The sequence below is a fragment of the Paenibacillus sp. J22P169 genome (assembly GCF_059691995.1).
In genome coordinates this window covers 3,053,485-3,077,164 of record NZ_JCAUAO010000001.1, presented here as the reverse complement: position 1 = coordinate 3,077,164, position 23,680 = coordinate 3,053,485, and the positions used below count along the sequence as shown (strand labels likewise).

Here is a 23,680-nt window from a genome sequence, read left to right as displayed (position 1 = left end):
ATATTCTCAAAAAGAGTTGAGCAAAAAAAGAAAGATCGTTCTATTCAGCCGAAAACGGCGATAGAACGATCTTTTTGTCCAAGAGGCTCCAAATTGACCTTCTTAGACGACGATTTTAAGCAAGTCCTGAATCATTTGGCGGAGCTCATCAGAGCTCTTGGCAACAAGTTTATAGCCGTGAAAAGCGCCTGTTATTAAATGAGCCAATCTCTCCTGAGGAATAGCGCTGTTCGCGGCCCTAGGATGCAATTCCAACAAGGAAGTAAGTAGGGCTTCAAATTTAACGTAGCTCATCTCGAGTGCCTCTCGAGAAAACAGATAATAGATATCCGTTATCTCTTTAAATTCCGGCGAGCGGAGCGATTCGTCGAATTTGCGGATCGCCCATACTTCGAAGGCGAATAACATTTTGTCTTCCATTGTTTGATGGGACGACAGCCCATTATTGATTTCCTCGATGAGGATGTCGCCGTACTGAATAATTGCGGCGCTAAATATTTCCTCCTTACTCTTAAAGAATAAATAGAGACCTGCGCGTGAGATGCCCGCAGCCTCCGCAATTTCATTCATCGATACTCGCTTGTAACCGTACTTGAAGAACATCTCTAAAGCCGTTGCAACAATATGAAGCTTCTTTTTATCGTCCATATTCCTATTTTATACACTTTACAGATTTTGTACACTCGTATAATATAGACACATATACATTAAGTGTCTAATGTCTAATGCGATTTTGAGAGGAGCAACAACAATGACAATCGAGCAAAAATCGTTGCAATCAGGATTTGGACCCGAAACGACCGCGCAAGAGGTAATGGCTGGACAAGACCTTAGCGGTAAGGTGGCAATCGTCACAGGGGGACATGGAGGCATCGGACTGGAAACGACTCGCGCGCTTGCCGGAGCCGGTGCTACTGTCATTGTCGGTGCCCGAGATATTAATAAAGCACAGGAAGTTCTAGCACCACTGAGTAATGTTAAGGTGATCCGCCTTGATCTTGCGGATCCCTCCTCAATAGACGAGTTCGCCGACGTATTCCGGAGTTCTTATCGTACGCTCGACCTTCTGATTCTAAATGCAGGAGTCAGCTTCCCTCCTAATATTCGAGACGAGCGGGGATTCGACACTCATTTCGCGACGAATTACTTGGGTCATTTTCAACTGACATTACGCTTATGGGAAGAATTAAAGAGTTCGGGGGACGCTAGGGTTGTCGCTCTATCTTCCATTGCTCATATGGCAGGACCGATCGATTTTGACGATCTGCATTTCACAAGGAGACCGTACGACAAGTTTGTCTCCTACGGGGAGTCAAAGACCGCGTGTTCGTTGTTTGCCATTGAGCTAGATAAACGAGGAAGAGAGCACGGCGTGCGCGCTTTTGCGGTTCATCCCGGCGCCATCCTATCCGGCTTGGTCCGGCACTTGAGCGATGGGGATTTAGCTGCTTGGGGCGTAATACGTAACGAAGACGGAACCTATACATCTTCCGGAGGCTTCAAAACCGCCGAGCAAGGGGCTGCCACATCCGTGTGGTGTGCAGTCAGCCCGACGCTGAATGGTAAAGGTGGCGTCTATTGCGAAGATGGCGATATCGCAGAACTGCTACCGGCAGACAGCGATCTCCAACGGGGGGTTCGCCTGTGGGCCATTGATCCGGAGTCGGCTGAGAAGCTTTGGACAATCAGTGAAGAACTTTTGACATGAGCCATCGTGAATAGAGCAAATGGTGAATAACTTGGTCAGTTGGAGGAGATTATAAAATGAGAACAGTCGAGTTGGAAACACAGGGTCTTGAAAAGTTCGTTTGGGTCTGTGTACATCGTCTTCGCGTTCATAAAATAGAATTAGGGACATAATAATTTTGTTAACTCCCTCCATCTTATTCGGTTCGATACGTCTGAATTATATAAAGCCGATCGAGGTCCGAACAGTGGACAGGATTTTGATTAAGTGATCATTTTTACTTTGTTGTCACCAAGTGAACGCCACACAGCGACAGTCTAAGACTTTCTAGTCTCTGACTGTCGCTGTTTCGATTTTTGGCGTCCATCTAACCGCTATCTTGATAATGCCAAAGGAGCTCCCTCGAAGCGGAAGGCAACCGTTTCCTCTGAAGAAGGGGATTTCAATGTGAAATCCAATAGAAACAAATCGACGGTTACGCCGTGGTGGTCCACGAAATCGACGCGCTTGCATTCGTAATCCAGCTGAGCGGCGCTAAACCGAATATCAACGTAGTGCTGCTCACCTGTGATTCTCACCGTATTTGACTTGAGCAACTGAGGTTTCTGGAAGGAGACGAATCGTTCCACAACCGGAGCAGCAGGCTGCTGATTAAACTGGTAAGTATCCTCCAGCTCTAACACAGGCGGATACGCCTTATTAAAGCGGAAGTTACGGATGAGTGAACGCAAGTTTTCGTTAGGATACGCTCTGGCGATATCGAGACTAAGCCTGTCTGCTTCGTCGCTGATTACGTGGGAAATAATTTTCGCTTTGTATGACGGGCCAGCTTGCTGCTCGTACCCTTCGACGATAGGGACGGAATGCCCCATAGACCGATTGGCGATAAAGGTATACCGTTCATCACCGAAATACTGCTTGGAATACTCACCTGCCCCTGTATCGGTAAGGAGCGTTTCCCCATTAATATGATAGATGAAGTTGCCCACATCATTGTGATTGTGCGGTTCTTGATTATGACCGCCTTTTGCCGCAAAGCTGACTGCCCCGTTCGGTGTCATTTTGCGACTGATCATCCATTGCGCATTCGGAAGATAGCTGGCTTGATCCTGTTGAGGCAAGCTGCTGTAAACTGGATTAGCCCACACTATGCTGCGGATCGTGCTGGCCCATCGGAAGCAGTGGTCGGAAGCATAGGGAGCACGATAACGAGTATCGGGAACGGCTAGCTCGCTGAACTTCGTTTTTAAGAAATGCGTAAGCCCAAGACTTGATGCAGCCTTATGCGAGGAATCGGAGAAGCTGACAATGTTATTTTCATACAAGTAGCATTTTTGATGGAACATAGCAATCTGCTCAACTTTTGGATTATTAAATAAATTGATTTGCCCGGCTGTACGCTGTTCCAACAATGCGGCGAAATAAGTGAAGAAGCCGAAACCGTAACCCCAGTAGCCAAGGCCTTCGGTACAAGCGCCGTCTTCTTCAAATCCGCTGAGGTAGGAACTAACAGCACCAAGCAGGCGATACAGGATAGGCGCTAATACCAGGCTGTCCTCAATGAGATATAGGGCCGCAGCGCCGACAGAGCCAGCACAGACAGCTGACCAGTTGTGGGTGGCTGTCTCGAATTCAAACATGTGATTCTGATCCGTAAACGATTCTATGACGCGTTCCATAACTTCCTTGCGAGCTCTGTATGCAACCAATTCGGCCATGCGGTCTCCAAGCAGATGGAGGATTTCGGCAAGAGCAAATCCCGTTTCAGCAGCGAAAAGGTCGACCATGTGACGATGCTCGCGGTAGCGGGACTTTGACTTATCAAGGCAAGAGTTCTCGTAATTCAACCGTTCAATCACCTTCAGCGAATTACCAAACAGATGGGCTGGCAAACACCAGGTATAATCGTCACAGAGGGTCCAAATCGTATCCTCTAACGCCTGCATATAGGCCGGATCGTCGTCGATCATAGCCATAATTGCAAATGTGTTCAAATGCAGACGGCGGCGAAAATAGGGTTTCTCGTATTCCTTTCGCGAACCGCTTTCATCAAAAATGCGATATTTCGAAAAAGGCAGAGCTTCCAGCGGTTCGTTCAGAAGCTGCTGCGCTTTTACTCGTACTTCCTCCAGGATCGGTTGATAAAAAGGAGAAGCTTGCATCTCCTTCCAGCGATCTGGATTCGTTCCTTCGGTAAAAAGACCCTGTGCATGGCGGCTGCCATAGTCCAATGCTTTTTTAATAGCTGGCAAATTCATCGGTTCGACACTCCTTCTTATCGTTGGTTTCTTCCATTTTTCGTTCAAATAAGCCTTCTGACCATGTGAATGTATGGGTAGTGCCATTTAGATGCAAATTGCATATGGTGCAGGCGTTATGTTCATATACCTCGAACGAAGAAATGACAGGTGCAATTACGCTTTCCTTAAAAGGGATAAGGAGCGTAGCATAAACGCGCGTTCCCTGGCGTAATTCCGTATCATTGAAGCACACGCGGGTTGACTGGCGGCTTACGTCAATAAAATCGGATACTCGACCTGGCAGTAGTTCTCCTTTTAAAGCAGCCGTTACGGTTAGCCATATGTTAGCTCCTTCATCAACAGTTAGAGCGCTAACGCGGTCCTCCGACAACACGACATGTTCTGAGTCGATGTGATAATACAATTGAATCGTGGAGGAAGTCTCTAGGTTGGTGACATGGTCGAGAATGAGTACAAACTGCTGATCGATGATGCCGATAAGACGTTTGTGAATGAACGGATCATAATTTTCATGATAGGCTTCAAAAGCGATGATATCGTCGGTTTGGTAACACTGAACCATATCGCCAATCTTCTGCTCCGTATATCGCCAGTTGGATACGTAGTCAAAAGGATCGCGGTGATTGACAGTCAGCATGTTATGATAGGAGGCTGACTTAAACTGCTTCCGATCTTCATCTTCGCGATAGCAGAACCGGCCAGGATCGACAACAAGCGGTTTACCGAAAGCAGTCAGGTCAAAGCTCATTGGATCGATATGACCGTGACCGCTGTGGAAGACGGGGGTCAAGCAAGCAAAGAATAAGGAGATGGCATCCTTGTCCCAGCCGGTTCTATACATAGCCTGTTTCAGTTGACGCTGCCACGAAGCCTCTGGAAGATCAATAGGAGATGCTTGATGCAGTACAGCCAGGTTTTCCGCAAGCTGCTTGCCGTGAGGGATGTTCCATATTAATGGGATATATCCGCTCATATCCTTAGTCAATTTTAAAATGACTTGCAAGGGCAGCGTGTTACCGGTAGCCGCATAATAATAAAAGGTTGCATCCAGCGCATTATTAGCCGCATCCGAATCTCCCCAAGGGACAATAGATCCGCTCGGTCTGTACGAATAGACGGAATAAAACGCGGCTTTCTCCAACTTGGATACATACGCCTGTGAAAAGCTAAAGTCATGCGCATTCGCTAACATGATTGCTTTGCATAGAAAGAGGAGGCAGTCATTGTGGTAGTGTGGACAACCTTCAATTTGTCCGCCGTCTTCTGTAATTTGCTTCGCCATGCAGCGTTCAATTTCATGCATGGCGAAGGCTTTCCAAGTGTCAGACTTGTCAAACTCGGGGAATAGGCACACCGCTTGAAGTAGTCCCAAACATTCATGCAAGTAATGGTTATGGTCCGCTTCCGGCCAAAGCACAGGACAGATAGCAGATAAAACTTCGCAATGTTGGTAGGCAGAGACGGCAATCTCGCCAAGCAACTCGGGTGTCATCCATTCCGAATCGATGAGATATTTTAGAATGAGCGGCCACGTCTTAAACATCCGAATACCTGCTTCAAGCGTGCGCCATGCGCGAGGTCCGTTATAAAAATCAACCGTTTCCTGTGAGACAGAGGTAAAAGCGAGCGGAGGGCATTGTGCAATCCAATTGCGCAATTCGTCGATCACTTTCTTCGCATAGGCACCCTTATTCGTCAATAGATAGGCTTGAATTAAATACTCCCAATGGGACATGCGATTGAGCGCCCATGTGTACTCATTATCACCAACGGTATTTTCATTCCATTTTGGGGGTAGACCGACAAAGAACGGTTTACCAGAAGTACCGGGTAATACCAGCTTGCCTTCCATTGCTAAATTAGCCTGGGCAATAATCTCATCTTCCCAAAGAGGATCTTCGTCCCGAATGCAATTCATATTTTCTAGAGAGTGCATTTTGTAAGTGGCATTACGTTTCTTTACCCGCTCGTATAGCTGTTCCTCGGTTAGAGGAGTTTTCAGAATGCTGCTTAGATTCACAGTGTACGCTCCCTTTCAATTAAAAAGATGAAATTACATGTTTGTAATCATGGTAACGCTGGACTTTATTTCCAACAATGAGACAAATATTCTTCACCATCGGAACGGCCTTACAAGCTGAGATTATGGGGAAGTAAGGATTCAAATCGGTATTGCTCCTCCTCTGTATGATTTAGGGATTAAAGCGTCAGAATCGGCACTGCTACGGGGCGGAAAAAAAGTCTCATAGGATGAAATCAGCACGGAAAATTTATCTCATTGCCGGAAATAGGGCAGTTGGTTACGATAAAGCCATGAACGAACTGAGGGTTGAGGAGGGGATGCAGGGTGAACACGTATTCAGAATTAAAAGTAAACACAACCGAGAAAACGGTTACACTTAAGCGGACGAAATGGCAATCTTTCAGGAGCCGCATCATCCGTGATCGCTACTTGTATGCACTGGCCCTACCGGGAATCATCTTTATGATCTTATTTAAATATGTGCCGATGTGGGGATTAATTATCGCATTTATGGATTACTCGCCTTTCTTGGGGGTTATGCACAGTGATTGGGTTGGCTTAACGCATTTCCAACGATTCTTCTCCGACTCAGAATTTCTCTTGTTATTTCGTAATACGCTAGCGATTAATTTGCTGAACCTGCTGTTCTTTTTCCCTTTACCTATTGTTGTATCGTTACTGCTGAATGAAGTTAGAAATGCGGTGTTCAAACGCATCGTACAATCGATTGTATACCTGCCGCACTTTCTATCTTGGGTTATCATTGCAGGACTTTGTTTCCTGCTTCTTGGCTCAGAAGGGATTATCAATAAGATGTTGATCGCAATCCATATGCAGCCTATTGATTTTCTAACGAATACGAAGCTGTTTTGGGGTGTGCTTACGGCACAGTCCATATGGAAAGAAGCAGGATGGGGAACGATTATTTTCCTCGCAGCCATTGCGGGTGTCGATCCACAGCTTTATGAAGCTTCTAAAATCGACGGCGCAAGTCGCCTTCGGCAAGCCTGGCATATCACGCTGCCTGCTATCCGTAATGTCATCGTTATCTTATTTATTCTGCGTATGGGCCATATGATGGATGTCGGCTTCGAACAAGTATACTTGATGTCCAACGGAGCTGTAGCCAGTGTTGCCGATGTATTCGATACCTTTGTATACCGACTTGGCATTCAGCAGGCACAGTTCAGCTTTACAACGGCAGTCGGCATGTTCAAATCCGTTGTCGGACTGATTCTGGTTATCCTTGCGAATCGCTTATCCAAACGCTTCGGAGAGGAAGGGGTGTATTAGGATGAAAGAGAGCGTAGGCAGCAAAGTGTTCAATATTGCCAATCTAATTGGGTTGACGATTATGGCAGCAATTACCTTGTTCCCAATCTACTATGTATTCGTTGTTTCATTTGTATCGCCAGAGCAATATTTCCGAGGCGGCATCATCCTGTTCCCTGAAAAATGGACGTTAGCCTCCTATCGGTACTTGCTTTCCACCAGTGCTTTTGTGAAAGCGACAGGCGTAAGCGTGTTTCTAACCACGGTCGGGACGATACTCAGCCTGATTGTAACGTCTATGTTTGCCTACACGCTTTCTCGGAAGCAGATGTTAGGCAGAAAACCTCTACTATTGATGGTGCTGTTAACGACTTTGTTTAGTCCAGGCATCATCCCGCAGTACTTGCTCGTCCGCGATTTGGGATTGATTAATAGCCTGTGGTCACTTATTATTCCTTCGCTTACAAGCGGTTGGTATATCTTTCTGATGAAAGGCTTTTTCGATAGCGTGCCAGCTAGCTTGGAAGATGCTGCGAAAATCGATGGCAGCTCCGATATCGGCGTATGGTTCAAAATTATCCTGCCGCTTTCTCTCCCATCCATGGCAGCGATTGGCTTGTTTTACGCAGTGGCCTATTGGAACACATTCTTCAATGCTATTCTGTATATCAATGACGCGAATAAGTACCCTTTGCAGGTGCTCTTGCAAAACATGCTGATTGACTCGTCTACTTCCATGGGGGTAGAAGCGGCGTCTGAGATGGCCTTGCAGAAGCGAATGCCGTCTGAGATGTTGAAGATGGCGGCAGTTATCGTAGCAACGATACCGATTCTACTCATTTATCCATTTCTTCAAAAGCACTTTGCTAAAGGTGTTATGGTGGGCTCTGTGAAGGAATAAGAGGTTTCTGTTGTGCCTTTTATCATAGATGTGCTAACGATATAGCTAATCCAAGAGGAGGATTTATATGAAACTTAAGGGGAAAAAATGGTTGTTGTCACCACTTGCACTTACGTTGTTAGCAACAGGTTGTGGAGGTGGAGCGGTCAAAGATGCCGCCGGTAATGCGGCACAAGGGAAAGAAGATAAGACCGTGACCGAAATTTCTGTCATGTCGCCATACTTTCAAAATGAACCGTTTACGGATGACAATGTGATCAAGAAAGAAATTGAAAAACGAACAAACATGAAGATGAATGTCACATTAATCTCGAATAATAATTACAATGACAAGGCGAATGTCACGCTGGCTTCCGGCGATATTCCTGATTTGATGGTCGTCTCCGACCCGTTTGCCTCTAACGTGCAGACGATGATGGGGCAGGGAGCGTTTTGGGATATCTCGCCATATCTCAAGGATTATCCGAATCTAGCGAAATACCCGGCTGATATTTGGAACAATACGAAGGTCAAAGGGAAGAATTATATGATTCCGCGTGTTCGTCCACTAGATGGCGACAGCTTCCCGATTATCCGTCAGGATTGGTTGGATAAGCTAGGCTTGAAAGCACCTGAGACGCTGGATGATATGTATACCATGATGAAGGCATTTGCAGAGAAAGATCCGGATGGCAATGGGCAAAAGGATACGTTTGGATTCACCGGAAGCGTCGAATCACAGAAAATGGGTAACTTCATTATTTTCCAAAATATATTTAATAATGCGAACGGTAAATGGAAGCTGGAGGACGGCAAGCTGCTCGATACCGATCTTCTTCAAGGTACGCGTGACTCGCTTGTTTATTTGAACAAGGCATTCAGCGAAGGCATCATTCCGAAAGATTTTGCCCTCTTGAAAACAACGCAGCATGAAGAACAATTGAAAGCGAATAAAGCCGGCAGCTTTAACAACACATTGAACAATATTAATAATATCGGTAAAGACTTGATTAAAGTCGAACCCAAGTCAGTACTCATGTCACCGCTTTATATGACAAGCCCTAATGGCAAAAAAATGTCCATCCGCGGTACAGGTCTTTATGGCGGACTGGTTATACCAAAGAAAAGCGTTAATGAGGCTAAGCTGAAAAAGATTCTTGCTATGCTCGACTACGGCGCGTCTCCAGAAGGCGACATGCTGAAAAATTACGGCTTCGAGAATGTCCACTACAAGAAGACAGCCTGTGGATATGAGACCTTGCCGCAAAAAGATAAAGACAACTTCGGTGATATCGGTCAAATTTTCAGTTCGTACAACAAATATGCGCGTGCGCCTGGTGCGAGTGCTTTGGTCACCTGTGAACAATTTGAAAAGTATAAGAAGCTGATTGATGATCGCGAACAGATCAGCATCGGTGATCCTGCTGTCGGACTGCAAAGCGAAACGTTCAATAAATTAGGCGCGGAGTATATGAAGAAGCTTCAGGATTTGAAAATTCAAGTGATCATGGGCAAACAACCAATCGACGCTTGGGATAAATATATCGTGGAATTGAAGGCGGATAAAACGTACCAAGCGATCATCACAGAGATGAATGCGGCGTATAAAGAACGATTTGCTAAGTAAGAAACGCTACCCGCTGCTATCCAGCAGCGGGTCGTTTATAACAGCATGATCCCTAGAAGGAGGACTTCGTATATGAACATGACATTTCTAGGCACAGGGGCTGCGGAAGGCTCGCCTTCTTATTTTTGTCGCTGCGAATTGTGCCAAAGAATTCGAGCGGCAGGGGGCAAAAACATTCGCAGTCGTACATCATTTCGAATTGATTCCCAGCATCAAATTGATTTTGGTCCAGATATTTTTTACCAAATGGTCACGCTTGGGCTAGATGCGTACGATTTGGAGCATCTGCTGATCACACATACACACACAGATCACTTTGATATTGGGGAATTGCTCAGCAAGATGTGCCAACTCGAGCATAACGGCAAGGCGATTCATATTTACTTGAGCGAACCGGCAGCCGAGTGGTGTGAGAAGATGCTTGCCGTCTACAACGCAAGCGGCGCTACGAACATAGAGAAACTAGGAGCCAAATTCATCATGCATCCCCTGCGTTATTTCGAAAGCTATGACGTCGGTCGATTGAAGATCACGACATTGTGTGGGAATCATAAGGCGTTCGGCCAGAACGAAAAAGCGATCAATTATCTCATCCAATTACCGGATGGCAGAAAGATGCTGTACGCGTCTGATACAGGCTGGTATACCCAAGAGGTTTGGGACTTCCTAGCAGGTAAGTCAGTAGATCTTCTAATTATGGAATGTACATTTGGCAATAAGGAGGGGCGTCCTATGCACGTAGACTCCCATCTAGATATTCCGAATTATTTGCTCATGCTGGAACGCATGAAAGAAATCGGCCTCGTTCGGGAACAGACACAAGTTTGGGCGACGCATATCAATACCGCGCATCATTTGCTACATGACGAGATGCAGATGACGTTTGACCAATCTGGTCATAAAGTTGTCGTTGCCTATGATGGACTATCCATCGATGGAGCTTAGATGAGCTGCAGCCGACTTGTTTGAGCGGATTGGAGGTTCATGATGCACCATGTTCAGATATCAGCTCGGATAGGAAGACGGTTCAGAAAGAAATTTAGCACACACCGTAAAAGTTTGTACGTCATGACAGTTGAGGCCATACCGTCGTATGCCGTTAATTTTTTATTGAGCGGGCCGGTACAAACTGCATTTTTACTTTATTTAAGCGCTAGCCCCCTGCAGATCGGCATTGCGCTCTCCATTCCGCATTTGGCCAATTTCATGCAAATCATAGGCGCACTGTACATACAGCGGATTACAAATCGGAAATATTTTTACATGCTTTTCACGTTCGGACATCGTAGTATATGGGTTACGTGCGGCTTAATTCCGTTGCTGTTCGCGCAGTCCGTACAGGCAAGCATGTATATCGCGATCTGCACGCTCTCCTTTATGTCCAAATATGTGGGGGCACCTGCGTGGTCATCCATGGTTGGAGACCTCATCCCGTCCAAAATCCGAGGAAAGTACTTCGGAATCCGCAATATGATTCTCTGGGGTGTCGCTAGTCTGTGTCTATGGATCGGCGGTCGCATATTGGATGCGTATCCAGGAGGGGAAGGATTCCGTTTGTTGTTCATGATCTGTGCGATTTGTACATTGGCGCATCTGATCAGCATTTTCGGCTATACCAATCCGCCGTTCGAGAAGTCCCATCATTCCTATAAAAAAGACATGTTGATGGCGCCATTTCGAAATGCTTCCTTTCGAAGATCAATGTGGTTTATTGCGCTATGCATGCTCGTCATGAATGTCTCAATTCCGATGTTCAACTACGTCATGCAGAATATTATGCATGTCCGCTTTGAAATCATTTCGTACATCACGATTGTGCAAAATGTGGCTATGATGGCCGGCTTTTACCTTTGGGGTCGATGGACCTCACGGTATACGACACGCACTTTGCTGTTCTGGACACTGCCACTTCTTTCCCTTTGCTGTCTGGCTTGGGGAGCGCTAACCGTGATGCCTGCGGTGATCGTGCTGCTAATCGTCCACGTGTTGCTCGGATTGGGAATAAGCGGATTCAATTTGTTGGTTTTCAATTTTTCGATTGGCGATACGCCGCAAAGCGAAAGAGCTATGTTTGTGGCCATATTCAATGCAATTATTGGAATTTCCGGGTTTCTCGGTGCGCTTCTGGGAGGGTATGCTTACAAACAGCTGGCCAATGCGTCCCTTTGGCTGCAAACGTATGGCATCTTCATGGTCATTGGAGTTTTGCTGCTGCTTATCGCCCTGACGCTCGGTTCCAGGATGCTGCTGAGGAAGGAGTCACACGATGAATCTTACACTGCAGCGGTTAGGAAAAGGAAGGCTGTTTAAAAGAAAGATTAGCACTCATCGTAAAAATTTGTACATCATCACGCTCGAAGGAATTCCTGCAGTTTCCGTAGTCTTTATCTTGGGCGGACCCTTCCAAACGAGCTATCTGCTTTATCTAGGCGCCACCCCAGTGCAGATTGGTATTGCACTCGCCATTCCTGTTTTGGCGAATGTGACACAGGTACTGGGTGCGCTATTCATCCAAGGGGTGTCGAACCGTCTGCTTGTTCATACCCTGTTCGGTTTTATGCACCGGGCATTTTGGGTGGCTTGTGGCTTCATTCCGTTTTGGTTTTCGGGGGCTAATCAAGCGAATATGTATTTAGTGTTCTGCGCGATCTCGTTTTTGAGCAAATATTTCTCCACGCCTGCGTGGTCATCTCTGGTGGGAGACATTGTACCAGCCCCAATAAGAGGGAGATACTTCGGGATACGCAACATGATTCTATGGGGCGTTGGCAGTATATGCGTATGGTTGGGCGGAAATGTGCTGGAGAGATACCCCGGCGGGTATGGGTTTGAAATTCTGTTCATAATTTGCGGTGTATGCACGGTAGCCAATTTGCTATGTCTTTTTGGTTATGCGAATCCACCGTTAGAGAAGTCAGGAGAAGCCCTAAAGCGGGATATGCTGCTTGCCCCGTTTCGGAATCGGATGTTCCGGAGGTCGATGTTTTTTATAGCATCATGGTTGTTTGTGATGAACATCGCCATTCCACTTTTTAACTATGTCATGCAGAACATTATGCATATTCGTTACGAAACGATTTCGTACGTCGTGATCGTGCAGAATTTGGTCATGATGGCGAGCTATTACATATGGGGAAGATTGACATTGCGCTATCCCACCCGAACGCTGCTATTCTGGACACTGCCATTTTTATCCTTGTGCTGCCTTGTATGGGGCTTGATTACCGTACTTCCCGTAATACCAGTTCTGCTGCTCGTCCATGTTCTGCTTGGAATCGGGCTAGGTGGTTTTAATCTTCTCATATTTAATTTTACCATTGGGGAAACGCCTAGAAGTGAACGAGCGATGTTCCTGGCCGTGTTCAATGCGATGACGGGGCTCGCCGGATTTCTAGGGCCGATCTTGGGCGGTTATGTGTATAAGCAGTTGAATGATGCACCGCTGTGGATGCAGACCTTCGGCGTTTCATCTGTCGTGGGTGTACTGCTACTGCTCACGATGGTGATCGGCGCGTTTATGTTGCTGGAACGCAAACCTCTTCAACGCGTGAGTTAAGACAATAGATGTGAAGGAAGGGAATGATGAAATTATGAACATGACAGTTCTGACTTTCAACCTTAGAACAAGTACAGGCAATGATGGTGATCATGTTTGGGGCCACCGCAGTGATAAGGCGGCACGGATGATTAGAGAGCATAATCCAGCTGTATTTGGAACGCAGGAAACGCGTTTTCATATGCTGGAAGATCTGAAGTTGGACGAATACAGCTATGTTGGCGAAGGACGCCTTGGTGGACGTGAGGATGAGCATTGCGCCATTTTTTATAAAAAGGAAGAGATAGAGCTCCTGGAGCATGATACGTTCTGGTTATCTGAGCAGCCAGAGAAGAAGGGCAGCAAAAGCTGGGATAGTTCGCTGCCCCGTATTTGCACTTGGGCGCATTTGAGGTACAAGAACAGCGGAGAAGAGTTGTTGGTATTCAACACCCATCTGGATCATCTAGGGATGCAGGCAAGGGAGAAAGGTGTTGAGCTAATCTGGGAACGGATTCAGCAAATTCGTAGGCAGAAGAATGCCCCTGCCGTGCTGATGGGTGACTTCAATGCGACTCCTGAGGAGTCAGCTATTCGTATCATGCGAGGGGAAGTGGCGATTCGCGAAGGATTCGTGGACATGTCGGACGCTTACTCTGTCTTGGAGGGGCCGATCGGTTTATCGGCAAATGCCAAATACGCGGGTGAGACTGAGGGCGAGCCTATCGATTATATTTTCGTGACTTCGGACTTGCAGGTGCTCTCTGTACTGATCGACCGTCGGATGATCGACGGGAAGTATCCGTCGGACCATTATCCTGTTGTAGCAAAGCTGCAAATCGTGGCAAATGGAACAGGAAAGGAGATGAATGAACATGGTTCAAATGGGCGTCTCCTTAAACTGTGATGCGGAAGATTTACCACGGGCGCTGGATATGGCAGCGAAAATGGGCGTCGAGGCGGTAGAGCTGAATGCCGAGAGTTTGGATTTGATTTTCAACGGCAACTTACACCCAGGTCGAACTCAGTGGGTACTCGACACGTTGAAACAATATCCGTTTCGTTACAGCGTCCACCAGTCTAGAGCAATGAATCTGCGCACGAGGAGCATGCCGGAGAAGACGCTGGAAGTCATGCTTAGCAGTATGGCATTCTGCCGCCTCATCGGCAGTGATATTCTTGTCGTCCACTTTGAGAAGCAATCCGATGACGAAAGCTTGGAGCAGCAGTTCGCCGAAATGCTGTTAACTGCGGCGGAACAGGCGGATGGCGTAATTTTAGCGGTGGAAAACATAGAAATTGAAAGCTCCTTGAAGGTGGCCGAGCTGGTGGAGCGGTTAAACCATCCAGGCATCCGAATGACGTATGATATCGGACACGATCATTTGGCCGCAAGTTATTACGGCTACGATTATGAGGCTGCAGCAGCGCGCTGCGCCCGATTGGCCGCTCATGTACACATTAACGATAACTTCGGGCAATTCGAGGAAACCCGCCTGACAGATCGTCCGTCTTATAACGCGTTCGGCAATAAAAACTGGACCGCTCTTGGCAGAGGCGACCTGCATTTGCCAATTGGTTGGGGCAGCATTCCCTATGAGACGATTATTCGTGAATTCAAAGGTTATGAAGGACTGGTGATTGCTGAAGTGCGCGATCGCTTTTATAGGGCCCATACAGAGGAAATTGCAGCAGGCTTGCGACGGATCAAACAGCTATTTGAAGCTGAATAAGCAGAACAGATACCTATACAAAGGAGAAATGACGGATGAAATTTTCTATTCAAGAAGCGATTACCCCGGGAAACTCGTTTAGAGACAAAGTGCGAAATGCGGCACGTTACGGATACACAGGCATGGAATTGCATGGAAGTACACTAATTGAGCAAACCAGTGAAGTCAAATCAGCTCTTATGGAGTATGGGGTTCAAGCCGCAGGGGTATGCGAAGGATATAACTCACGACTGCTATATGCGGAGAAGTCTGTTCGTGAGCAATCGAAGAAGGAAATTAAAAATTTGCTTGGCTTGGCATCTGAAGTAGGCGCCTCAGGGTTGATTCTGGTTCCTGTGTTCGGCGATGCGAAGCTGCCGGATCTATCACCATGGAAAACAGAGCTTCAAGCAGAAGATGAGCTATTGATTGAACAGTTGCATGAATTAACGGAGTATGCTGGGAGCGTTGGTTCTAAAGTCATTCTGGAGCCGATCAACCGGTATGAAACGCACTATTTGAAGCGGGTGGATCAAGCTGTAGCGATATGCGAGCGAGTTAACTCACAGCATATGGTTGTGCTTGCTGACTTTTTCCATATGAATATGGAGGAGGCAGACATGAATAAGGCGTTAATCGAGTCGCGTAAATGGCTCGGCTACGTGCATCTGGCCGATTCAAATCGGGATGTTCCTGGGAAAGGACACATTGATTTCCGCAGCGGATTTGCCGCTCTGCAGCAAATCGGTTATGAAGGATGGCTGTCTCTGGAATGCTTCCAGTATGAGAAGACCGATGAAACGTTTATGCAGTCCATTGCATTTATGAAGTCGCAATTATAGTACCATGTTCAGTTACGCCAAGCTGCCTGACGTATTCAGCTTGGCGTTTTGCTGGTTTCTACCTAACAATCTTGGTATACTTAGTAAATAGTATACGCTTTCAAGAGGGATTTTGGGGGATAGTCAACATGAAGCCTTGGCTTTGGCGTTTCAGGAATTTAGTAAGGAAGCGAACAGAAAAAGGACGTTTTTTCCGCAAAAGCCTTGCTATTGTACTATTCATCTCTAGCTTGCCGACAGCGCTGATCGCGGTCAGCACTTATGTGATCAGCACCGCACACATTGAGCGCGAGGTAGAGCACACGCACTCATTGAGGCTGAAGCAAGCGGCAGAGCAGCTTAGCGCGCAATTTGAGCGGGTAGAAATCATAACCAACCAATTGGCGCAAAATCAGGTATTTAACGATCAATTACGGATTGATTCTTATGAAGAAAATTTTCGTCTGGCACAAAATATGTTTGAGTTGTTGACCACTTTTTCTCATGCCGATCGAATGATTCAGCAAGTTCAGCTTTATGTGGAACAGAAGAATGTGCTGATTTCACCGGATAAAGGAGTGGTCCCGATCGCTTCAAAGGACGAGAGCGACCAGTACAAGGAAAACTTGAAATTTAATGGTGGATTTTTCTGGAAATTCGGATTTATACCAGGCAAGGATAATCAATTGTCGAAGATGACGTTGGTGTATAAGCTGCCGGTAATCAGCAGTCAGCCCTACGGGGCATTTATTGTCGATTTGAATCCAGATGAGATGAACAACTTACTGCGCGGGCTGAACCCAGATGGCTCAGGAGCAGCTTTTATTCTGGATAAAAACATGGCGTGGGTGACAACTGGAAATAAGGAAAAGCAGCCTATTAGTCCGCTTACATCCGCATTAAGGGAGCAAATCGTCGGCGGTAACAAGGATGCTTCGTTTAAATTTGTTTATAAAGGACAGAAATACGCGGTTGCTCAACTGGAAATGCCGAAGATTGGCTTGACGTATGTGACGGCGATTCCACTAACGCTGCTCACGAAGCCGGTTGTCATTATGTCGCACTTGATGATCGTTGCGAGTATTCTCGGTTTAGTTATTGCCATTGTGCTGTCTTGGTTTGCTTCAAATAAGCTTTATCAGCCTGTTGGCAGGCTAGTAGGCATTTTTCGTTCTGGGCGAAGCGATGATGGTTTAAACAACAGCAAGGATGAGATAGCGTTCATTGAGAATCGCTGGCTGCATGTAACCCAGGAGAGCGAAGTGTTTAAAACGCGGTTGGAGATGAGCTTGCCAGCGCTGCGTGACGGCTTTTTGCTGAAATTTGTGGAAGGGCATTATTATTACATGTCCGAGCATGAAATTAGCACGCGAATGAAGACTTACGGTTGGGATGTGACGAACAAGAAGTTTTCATTTACAGTCATTGAACTGCTAGGACTTTCTCAAGTTGAAGGGAAGTTTGAGAAAGGCGATGAGCAATTAGTAACCTTTGCTGCGGCGAATATCGTTGAGGAGCTTGTTAATAGTCAGATGCAGGGTGCAAGCGTTATAAATTTTCAGGATTTATCGATTGGTCTCTTTATGATGTTTCCTGAAGAAGAGGACATAGAACGCATCAGACAACAGCTTATGAACTTAGGCGAAGAAATCATACATAACCTTCATACGATTTTGAAAGTAAAGGTAACCATCAGTATTGGTAAGGTATCCTCTCAGTTAAAAGCCATACCCGATTTGATTGTTCAGGCGCGCCAGGCACTTCGTTTCCGTGATTTGGAGGAAGGCAATCAAGTATTGGATATGGGCAGCTGGTCTGAAAATGACTACGAGCCATTTACATATCCCCTCACGGTAGAGAAGGAGTTACTGCAAGCGGTACGAATGGGGGATGCCGAGGAAGCCATCCGGCTAACAGAAACGTTCATCTCCGAGCTGACCCGGAATTCCGCCAAGGAGTTCTACGTCCTGCAAGGCATGCTGCAGCTGCTCGGAAGCATACATCATTTAATCATTCAGTCTGGGTACAATTTACATGCGATTTATGGAGGTAAACAGCTGCATGTAGAGCTGACACAACTACACGAGCCTAGCGATATGTTGGGTTGGTTCCGTTCAAGTGTGATTGAACCTTATGTGCAATGGATTGGGGATAACCAGGATATTAAGCTGAAGCAGCTGGTTGAGCAGGTGGTCGCTATGATCCACAATGCGTATATGACGGATATTTCGCTTGAATCATGCGCTGAGCAGCACGCCACTTATACGAAGAAATTGAGTCTAGGCTTCAAACAGATTACAGGCATGAATTTTATTGACTATTTAACAAAAGTACGTCTGGAGAAGGCAAAAGAGCTGTTATACCAAACGGATGACAAAATTAATGATATCGCCGAGCAGATTGGCTATCAACCGCCGTATTTCATACGTATCTTTAAAAAGTACGAAGGAAAAACACCGGGTCAATACAGAGATGGTTTGCATAACAAATGAAGAGCCGAATGAGCTGTGCAGCGACATAAAGATACTTGAATTCCAATCCCAATAGACGCAGAGATTTCTAGGCGTAGCGAGTTTTTAAAAGTAATCTAATATAGCTTATCATTAACTCCCGATTAGCATTTGCTGATCGGGAGTTTTGTTGATTAGTGCTGTTGTAATCCATCTTTGTATTTAATGTATAAAGCTTTTGAGCAGTTTCAGGATTCACTTTAATAGATTCCAATTGCCTAATATATGCTATATAATTACCGTCAGAGTATGCTAAATTATGGGAAAGATTGAGGGCTAATATTCTTTAATAGAATTAATAGGAGTAAACGGGAGGTATACAATTGTTTAAGTTTCGGAGCCTTCAGAAAAGACTTTTTATTAGCCATATTGCGACGATTATCATTTTTTCATTGATCACCGGGGTTTCTTTCTTTCTGTATACCTCATCCGTAATTCAAAACAATGTACTAGGGACTTATCATAATCTAGTTAAATCCACGTCGAACCAATTGGATATATTCATCCAGGACATGGACAATCTGTCCCGCAATATTTTGTTCTCGCGCGTCTATTATGATAGCGATATGTTCTATTATTTACAAAATAATTTTGACTTGTTTGAGATTCCTAAGACAGGGTCAAATTTTATGACGGATTACTTTTTTTTCAATCCTATTCAAAATCCATCTGATAATAAATATCAAATGTATACCATTTTGCAGGAACGTAACATTGTAAATGTGATCAATTCATTAAATGGTCCGGAAATGAAAACGAATGAAATTGTGCTATTTGATCAGGAAGGTACATTCTTTAGTGCTCCAGTAAGCAATACGTTTAGCAAACAGGAGATACAACAAAGAATTTCCAATACGGCATGGATTGATAAAGTAGTTCAGATGAATGGCAGCAAAGCCGTGTTGCCCCCTCATAATAGTGATTGGAACGGTGATAACCAATTGGTTATTTCGTTAGCCAGATCATTCAGTGATACGGTAAGCCGAACAAAAACAGGCATCATCGAGGTGCAGCAGAATTATTCGAAGCTAGAAAATATGATGAAACTCGTGACAACAGATAAATACAATGATTTTTATGTGTTTGATGAAAATAACCAATTAATGTTTCCAGCGATGGAACCCATACAGGGAGAAAATCTGGATAATCCATCCTTTAACTATTTAATGGATGCAGCATCCAACAAGGCTTCGGATCAGAAACATGTATGGAACCCGAATTCCCATAAATATGAGACCTTAGTTTATAACTATTCAAACTTGACAGGATGGACGACGATTTATGCCATTAAAGACCATTTGCTGTATTCAGAAGCCAACAAATTCAGGCTATGGTTCCTAACTGTTCTTGTTATGGTACTCGCTGCAACCTTACTATTTGCCTACTTTTCCTCAAGAAGTATCACGTATCCAATGAAACTGCTGCACAGATATATTAAAAAATCAGATATGACCAACTTAATGAAAGAATCGGATAACCCCAGGTTGGAATCCGGTATCGAAGAAGTCACCGAAATTTATTCGGCCTTTAATGATGTTCGGCTCCGTCTCCATACAGCCATGAATGAGAATATAGAGGCGCGATCCAAGGAAGCGAAGGCTCACTGGATGGCTTTACAGGCGCAGATGAACCCCCATTTTCTCTATAACACCCTCTCTGTAATTGCCGTTACAAGTGAGGAAGGTGGTCTGAACCATGTGTCTGATATGTGCAGAAAATTGTCCTCGATGCTTAAATATGTCACCAAATTTACAGATTTACAAACAAATTTGCAGCATGAAGCTGATTATATGAGTCATTATCTAGCGTTGATGAAATTCCGCTACGAAGAGCATCTGGTATACGATGTTGAACTTCCCAAAGAAATGTTGGCAATCCTTGTACCTAAGCTAGTCCTGCAGCCCTTAATTGAAAATTGCATAAACCATGGCTTCAGTGAAAGCAGGCCACCGTGGAAAATTTCAATTTATGGCAGGGTGGCTCATGGCAGTTGGACGATAACCGTTGCTGATAACGGGTGTGGTATGGCAGTAAACAAGCTTGAAGAAATAAGCAAAGAAGTAGCAGAGTATGATAATTTGAACGTGATGGAAAGTGATAGCACCGCCGAATCAGGTCTGGGATTAACGAACACACTCAAGCGATTAAAGTTAATGTATAGGGATTCATTCTATTTCAAACTGGAAAACAATGAGAATGGCGGGTTTTCTGTCACTTTCGGAGGATCATTTGAGGATGCGAATTAGGTGCATACAAAGCCATATACGATCAAAAAGGGGGATATTTAGGTGAAATTTCATGTATTTGTTGCAGAAGATGAGCCGCCTTTATTAAGAAGTATCGTGAAGAAGGTTCACGAATTGGATGGCGATTTTGCAGTGGTTGGACAAGCTTTCAATGGCGAGGATGCGTACAACGAGATCATTCGCTTACAGCCAGATTTGCTGATTACCGACATAAGAATGCCCATTGTAGATGGCCTGAATCTGATCAAGAAGTTAAGAATGAGCGGCCTAAATCTGACTTGCGTCATCATAAGCGGATACGAGGAATTCGAATATGCCAAACAAGCCTTGCAACTAGGCGTCGAGGACTATCTACTGAAACCGTTGTCATCCGAAGATTTGGCTCATGTGCTTGCCAAAATTAAAATTAAACTAAGAGATAAGAGACATCAACATTGTGCCTATGTTTTAAATAAAGTCATCCATTCCAATGGTGACAGCTCTATGCTGGATAGTTTTCATGAAGAGACATTTGGCTTGATGTGTCTATGTATCAATAACCCATTAAACCATTTTCCCGACACAAGAGCGTATTGCGATAACATGCAAAGGTTCATCCAACAACTGGATCTGGACGGTATATTACAAGCGAGCAGCCCCACTTTAGAACCTAATTATTGGATTCTTGAAGGTAAATTTCCTAATGAAATCATAGTCGTCATGAATTGGCATGTTCAAAGTGAACGAAACCTCGCCATACTCGCAAAACAAATCTTGCATAAGATTAACCATACTTCCGAATATGTAACTATTGCTTTCGAGCAGGCTGAAGTGAAGAATGTTCAAGTCGCCGGGACCGTGCAGAAATTAAGGCAAATCGTACATGCGAGAGCTGTTGTAGGTAGCAATCAAGTGTTATTTGAGCTGCAACAAGACGATTTGGGCATGGAATGGATAGCTCATCATTCGGAGCTGGAGAAAAAGCTGATCTTTTTCTGCAAGAATGGCCAAAGCAAATTGGTAAAAAGTGAATTGGTCAAAACATTGGATGCTTGGATCAATGGTTCCATGCCAAAGAGAAATTTGGAGATCAATTTAAAGAATGTGATTCGAATTATTTGTCAGAATAGCGGTGTTCTTTTGAAAAGCCCCTCGCTTTATTTCGAAGAGGATATTGAAAAGCTATTTCTAGAGAACAATCAGATGGATAGTATTCGTGTTGAATTTCTAAAGCTCATCGATCAGCTCTTTGGCACAGATGGAAAAGTCGATCTTACGAACTATCAGCAATTGACGAATCGCATAGCGGAATATTTCGTTCATAATCTGGATCGGAAAATATCCCTGCCGGAAACCGCAGAGTTATTTGGCATTACCGAATCCCAATTAGGCAAGATTTTCAAAAAGTATTCAGGTGATTCCCCTATCGACTATCTCATTAAATTGAGAATAGAAAAAGCCAAGCGCTATATGAAGGAGTACCCTGATGTGATGTTGAAGGAAATTGCCGAAATTACCGGTTTTAGTGATCAATATTATTTTAGCCGGGTGTTTAAATCCATAACAGGCATGGCGCCGACCGAGTTCAGGGCAGAAAATACGCAAATGTAAGCGCTGCAGAATAATCCAAACGGCAAGTTGATATCCTCCATTTAGATATGCAGCTATTCTTCATATACTTTAAGCAAGGGTTGGTCTTGACCTTAAACATAAAAAATGGAGGGTTTACAGATGCAAAGAAAACAAAAGAAATTATTTACTGTCAGTCTTGCTTCACTCATGGCGATTGTCTTCACCGCTTGCGGCAGCAGTACGCCTACAAGTTCAAGCTCCTCATCACCCGCTCAAGCTTCCACAGAAGCAAAGGCAACCTCTGAAGCGAAGAAAAATGAAAGCGTTACATTAAGTGTGATTATCAGTAAAGACTGGTATGATGAGCCGATTAAGTGGGTATTTGACGAATATCAGAAGAAATCAGGCAATAAATTAGACATTCAAGTCACACCCGGCGGGCAGGCATTTAATGATGCGGTCACGACAAAAGCAGCGGTAAACGAATTACCGAACATCGTATTTAGTTACACGAATCCAACTTGGCTCCGAAATATGAATGCTGAAAAATTGCTGGTGGATTTAACGAATGAGCCATTCATGAAGAAATTATCAGATCCCATCACGAAAGACGGAGTTTGGCTGAAGTCAGACAAGAAATTCTATCAAATACCTGTCGGTGGATTTAATGGTGCCGGCGTTATCTACAATAAAGACATTTTTGCTAAAAATGGTATTGAGATTCCTAAAACCTATGATGTATTCTTGGCTGTATGTGAGAAATTAAAACAAGCAGGTATTACCCCAATCTTTGAAGGTATTAAGGATAGCTGGCCGCCATTATTGTATAATTTCATCGGTTTTGCTAATGAGTTTACCAAAAAAGGTTTTATTGATCAGATAAATGCGGGTACATTCGATTTTACCAAATCGGAAGCAGCTAAAAAGCTGCTAAGCAGACATCAAGAACTTTTTGCTAAAGGTTACATGAATAAGGATGCTGCTTCCGCCACTTACGATATGGAAGTTGCTGCTTTTGGGCAAGGCAAAGCGGCAATGGTCGTGCAGGTTGATAATTTAATCCCAGCCGCTCTGCAGAAGTTTCCTGATTCAGCGAAATTTATCGGCATGTTTCCACTTCCTTGGGATGAAAATTCGGTAGTTCCTATTGATCTAAGCATCGGGATGTCCATTACGAAGGGGAAAAATGAAGCAGCAGAGAAGGACTTCTTTAATTTCTTTACTTCAGATGACATACTGAATGGCTACTACGGTAAATTAAAAGCGCTTCCTCCGTATAAAGGCGTTAAAGCTGATCTGAATCCGGGAACAAGCGATTTGGTGAAATCCTTTGAAGCAGGTAAAACAGTACCGTTCTATTCCAACCTGATAACACCAGGACTCAATGTTGGTTTTGATTTAGCAGGCGTCATCCTTGGAGCCAAACCCGTAGATAAGGCACTGCAGGAAACGCAAGCAGGCTATATCAAATCAGGTAAAGATAATAAAATTACTGGATTTTAAATCATACTAAATGTCAGAGAAGAGTGGGCCAGAGTAAATGTGGTTACTCTTC

17 protein-coding genes are annotated in these 23,680 nt (G+C 44.8%); 14 read left to right on the top strand and 3 right to left on the bottom strand.

The features are described 5' to 3' along the window. Positions 1-102 precede the first annotated feature (102 nt). The gene (locus tag AC58QG_RS14025) at positions 103-648 is read right to left on the bottom strand and encodes a TetR/AcrR family transcriptional regulator (RefSeq protein WP_497362633.1); all 546 of its coding nucleotides are present in this window, start codon (positions 646-648) and stop codon (positions 103-105) included. A 103-nt stretch (positions 649-751) separates the two neighbouring features. Here AC58QG_RS14025 and AC58QG_RS14020 point away from each other — a divergent pair, with 103 nt between their 5' ends. Then, positions 752-1,708, top strand: a complete 957-nt coding sequence (locus tag AC58QG_RS14020) for an SDR family NAD(P)-dependent oxidoreductase (RefSeq protein WP_497362632.1) — start codon at positions 752-754, stop codon at positions 1,706-1,708. A gap of 353 nt (positions 1,709-2,061) precedes the next feature. Here AC58QG_RS14020 and AC58QG_RS14015 read toward each other — a convergent pair whose 3' ends face one another. Together AC58QG_RS14015 and AC58QG_RS14010 are read right to left on the bottom strand one after the other, a co-directional pair. After that, a complete protein-coding gene (locus AC58QG_RS14015; RefSeq protein WP_497362631.1) occupies positions 2,062-3,945 on the bottom strand; it encodes a hypothetical protein in 1,884 nt (627 codons plus the stop codon). Then, positions 3,926-5,968 carry an alginate lyase family protein gene (locus tag AC58QG_RS14010; protein ID WP_497362630.1) on the bottom strand — a complete coding sequence of 681 codons (2,043 nt, stop codon included), beginning with the start codon at positions 5,966-5,968 and terminating at the stop codon, positions 3,926-3,928. The genes AC58QG_RS14015 and AC58QG_RS14010 overlap by 20 nt, the downstream gene beginning before the upstream one ends. Positions 5,969-6,295: 327 nt before the next feature. On the opposite strand from AC58QG_RS14010, the gene AC58QG_RS14005 reads away from it, so the two are divergent. From AC58QG_RS14005 to AC58QG_RS13945, 13 genes are all read left to right on the top strand, one after another. Continuing rightward, entirely contained in the window at positions 6,296-7,264 is a 969-nt protein-coding gene (locus tag AC58QG_RS14005; protein ID WP_497362629.1) for an ABC transporter permease, read from the top strand. Between the two features lies 1 nt (position 7,265). Continuing rightward, the gene (locus AC58QG_RS14000; protein ID WP_497362628.1) at positions 7,266-8,144 is read left to right on the top strand and encodes a carbohydrate ABC transporter permease; all 879 of its coding nucleotides are present in this window, start codon (positions 7,266-7,268) and stop codon (positions 8,142-8,144) included. 67 nt (positions 8,145-8,211) lie between these two features. After that, positions 8,212-9,750 (top strand): extracellular solute-binding protein, encoded by a 1,539-nt coding sequence (locus tag AC58QG_RS13995; RefSeq protein ID WP_497362627.1) that lies wholly within the window; start codon positions 8,212-8,214, stop codon positions 9,748-9,750. Between the two features lie 72 nt (positions 9,751-9,822). Beyond that, positions 9,823-10,695 (top strand): MBL fold metallo-hydrolase, encoded by an 873-nt coding sequence (locus AC58QG_RS13990; RefSeq protein ID WP_497362626.1) that lies wholly within the window; start codon positions 9,823-9,825, stop codon positions 10,693-10,695. Between the two features lie 123 nt (positions 10,696-10,818). Then, positions 10,819-12,060 carry an MFS transporter gene (locus AC58QG_RS13985; protein ID WP_497362625.1) on the top strand — a complete coding sequence of 414 codons (1,242 nt, stop codon included), beginning with the start codon at positions 10,819-10,821 and terminating at the stop codon, positions 12,058-12,060. Then, positions 12,017-13,306, top strand: coding sequence for an MFS transporter (locus tag AC58QG_RS13980; protein ID WP_497362624.1), 1,290 nt, complete (start codon positions 12,017-12,019; stop codon positions 13,304-13,306). The genes AC58QG_RS13985 and AC58QG_RS13980 overlap by 44 nt, the downstream gene beginning before the upstream one ends. A 34-nt stretch (positions 13,307-13,340) precedes the next feature. Continuing rightward, positions 13,341-14,192: an endonuclease/exonuclease/phosphatase family protein gene (locus AC58QG_RS13975; RefSeq protein ID WP_497362623.1), complete on the top strand. Its 852-nt coding sequence runs from the start codon at positions 13,341-13,343 to the stop codon at positions 14,190-14,192. After that, entirely contained in the window at positions 14,155-15,018 is an 864-nt protein-coding gene (locus tag AC58QG_RS13970) for a sugar phosphate isomerase/epimerase family protein (protein ID WP_497362622.1), read from the top strand. Before AC58QG_RS13975 ends, AC58QG_RS13970 begins: the two co-directional genes overlap by 38 nt. Positions 15,019-15,053: 35 nt before the next feature. Then, positions 15,054-15,839, top strand: a complete 786-nt coding sequence (locus AC58QG_RS13965) for a sugar phosphate isomerase/epimerase family protein (RefSeq protein ID WP_497362621.1) — start codon at positions 15,054-15,056, stop codon at positions 15,837-15,839. A 128-nt stretch (positions 15,840-15,967) separates the two neighbouring features. Then, on the top strand, positions 15,968-18,310 hold the full coding sequence (locus tag AC58QG_RS13960) for a helix-turn-helix domain-containing protein (RefSeq protein WP_497362620.1): 2,343 nt from the start codon (positions 15,968-15,970) through the stop codon (positions 18,308-18,310). 341 nt (positions 18,311-18,651) lie between these two features. Beyond that, positions 18,652-20,574: a sensor histidine kinase gene (locus AC58QG_RS13955; protein ID WP_497362619.1), complete on the top strand. Its 1,923-nt coding sequence runs from the start codon at positions 18,652-18,654 to the stop codon at positions 20,572-20,574. 42 nt (positions 20,575-20,616) lie between these two features. Further along, on the top strand, positions 20,617-22,164 hold the full coding sequence (locus AC58QG_RS13950; RefSeq protein ID WP_497362618.1) for a response regulator: 1,548 nt from the start codon (positions 20,617-20,619) through the stop codon (positions 22,162-22,164). A 120-nt stretch (positions 22,165-22,284) separates the two neighbouring features. Beyond that, on the top strand, positions 22,285-23,628 hold the full coding sequence (locus AC58QG_RS13945) for an ABC transporter substrate-binding protein (protein WP_497362617.1): 1,344 nt from the start codon (positions 22,285-22,287) through the stop codon (positions 23,626-23,628). Positions 23,629-23,680: the final 52 nt, after the last annotated feature.

Coding starts and splice junctions, on each gene's coding strand:
- AC58QG_RS13980 (WP_497362624.1), top strand. CDS start 12,017: ATGAATCTTACACTGCAGCGGTTAGGAAAAGGAAGGCTGTTTAAAAGA.
- AC58QG_RS13970 (WP_497362622.1), top strand. CDS start 14,155: ATGAACATGGTTCAAATGGGCGTCTCCTTAAACTGTGATGCGGAAGAT.
- AC58QG_RS13975 (WP_497362623.1), top strand. CDS start 13,341: ATGAACATGACAGTTCTGACTTTCAACCTTAGAACAAGTACAGGCAAT.
- AC58QG_RS13965 (WP_497362621.1), top strand. CDS start 15,054: ATGAAATTTTCTATTCAAGAAGCGATTACCCCGGGAAACTCGTTTAGA.
- AC58QG_RS13960 (WP_497362620.1), top strand. CDS start 15,968: ATGAAGCCTTGGCTTTGGCGTTTCAGGAATTTAGTAAGGAAGCGAACA.
- AC58QG_RS13995 (WP_497362627.1), top strand. CDS start 8,212: ATGAAACTTAAGGGGAAAAAATGGTTGTTGTCACCACTTGCACTTACG.
- AC58QG_RS14020 (WP_497362632.1), top strand. CDS start 752: ATGACAATCGAGCAAAAATCGTTGCAATCAGGATTTGGACCCGAAACG.
- AC58QG_RS13990 (WP_497362626.1), top strand. CDS start 9,823: ATGAACATGACATTTCTAGGCACAGGGGCTGCGGAAGGCTCGCCTTCT.
- AC58QG_RS14015 (WP_497362631.1), bottom strand. CDS start 3,945: ATGAATTTGCCAGCTATTAAAAAAGCATTGGACTATGGCAGCCGCCAT.
- AC58QG_RS13945 (WP_497362617.1), top strand. CDS start 22,285: ATGCAAAGAAAACAAAAGAAATTATTTACTGTCAGTCTTGCTTCACTC.
- AC58QG_RS14000 (WP_497362628.1), top strand. CDS start 7,266: ATGAAAGAGAGCGTAGGCAGCAAAGTGTTCAATATTGCCAATCTAATT.
- AC58QG_RS14025 (WP_497362633.1), bottom strand. CDS start 648: ATGGACGATAAAAAGAAGCTTCATATTGTTGCAACGGCTTTAGAGATG.
- AC58QG_RS13985 (WP_497362625.1), top strand. CDS start 10,819: ATGACAGTTGAGGCCATACCGTCGTATGCCGTTAATTTTTTATTGAGC.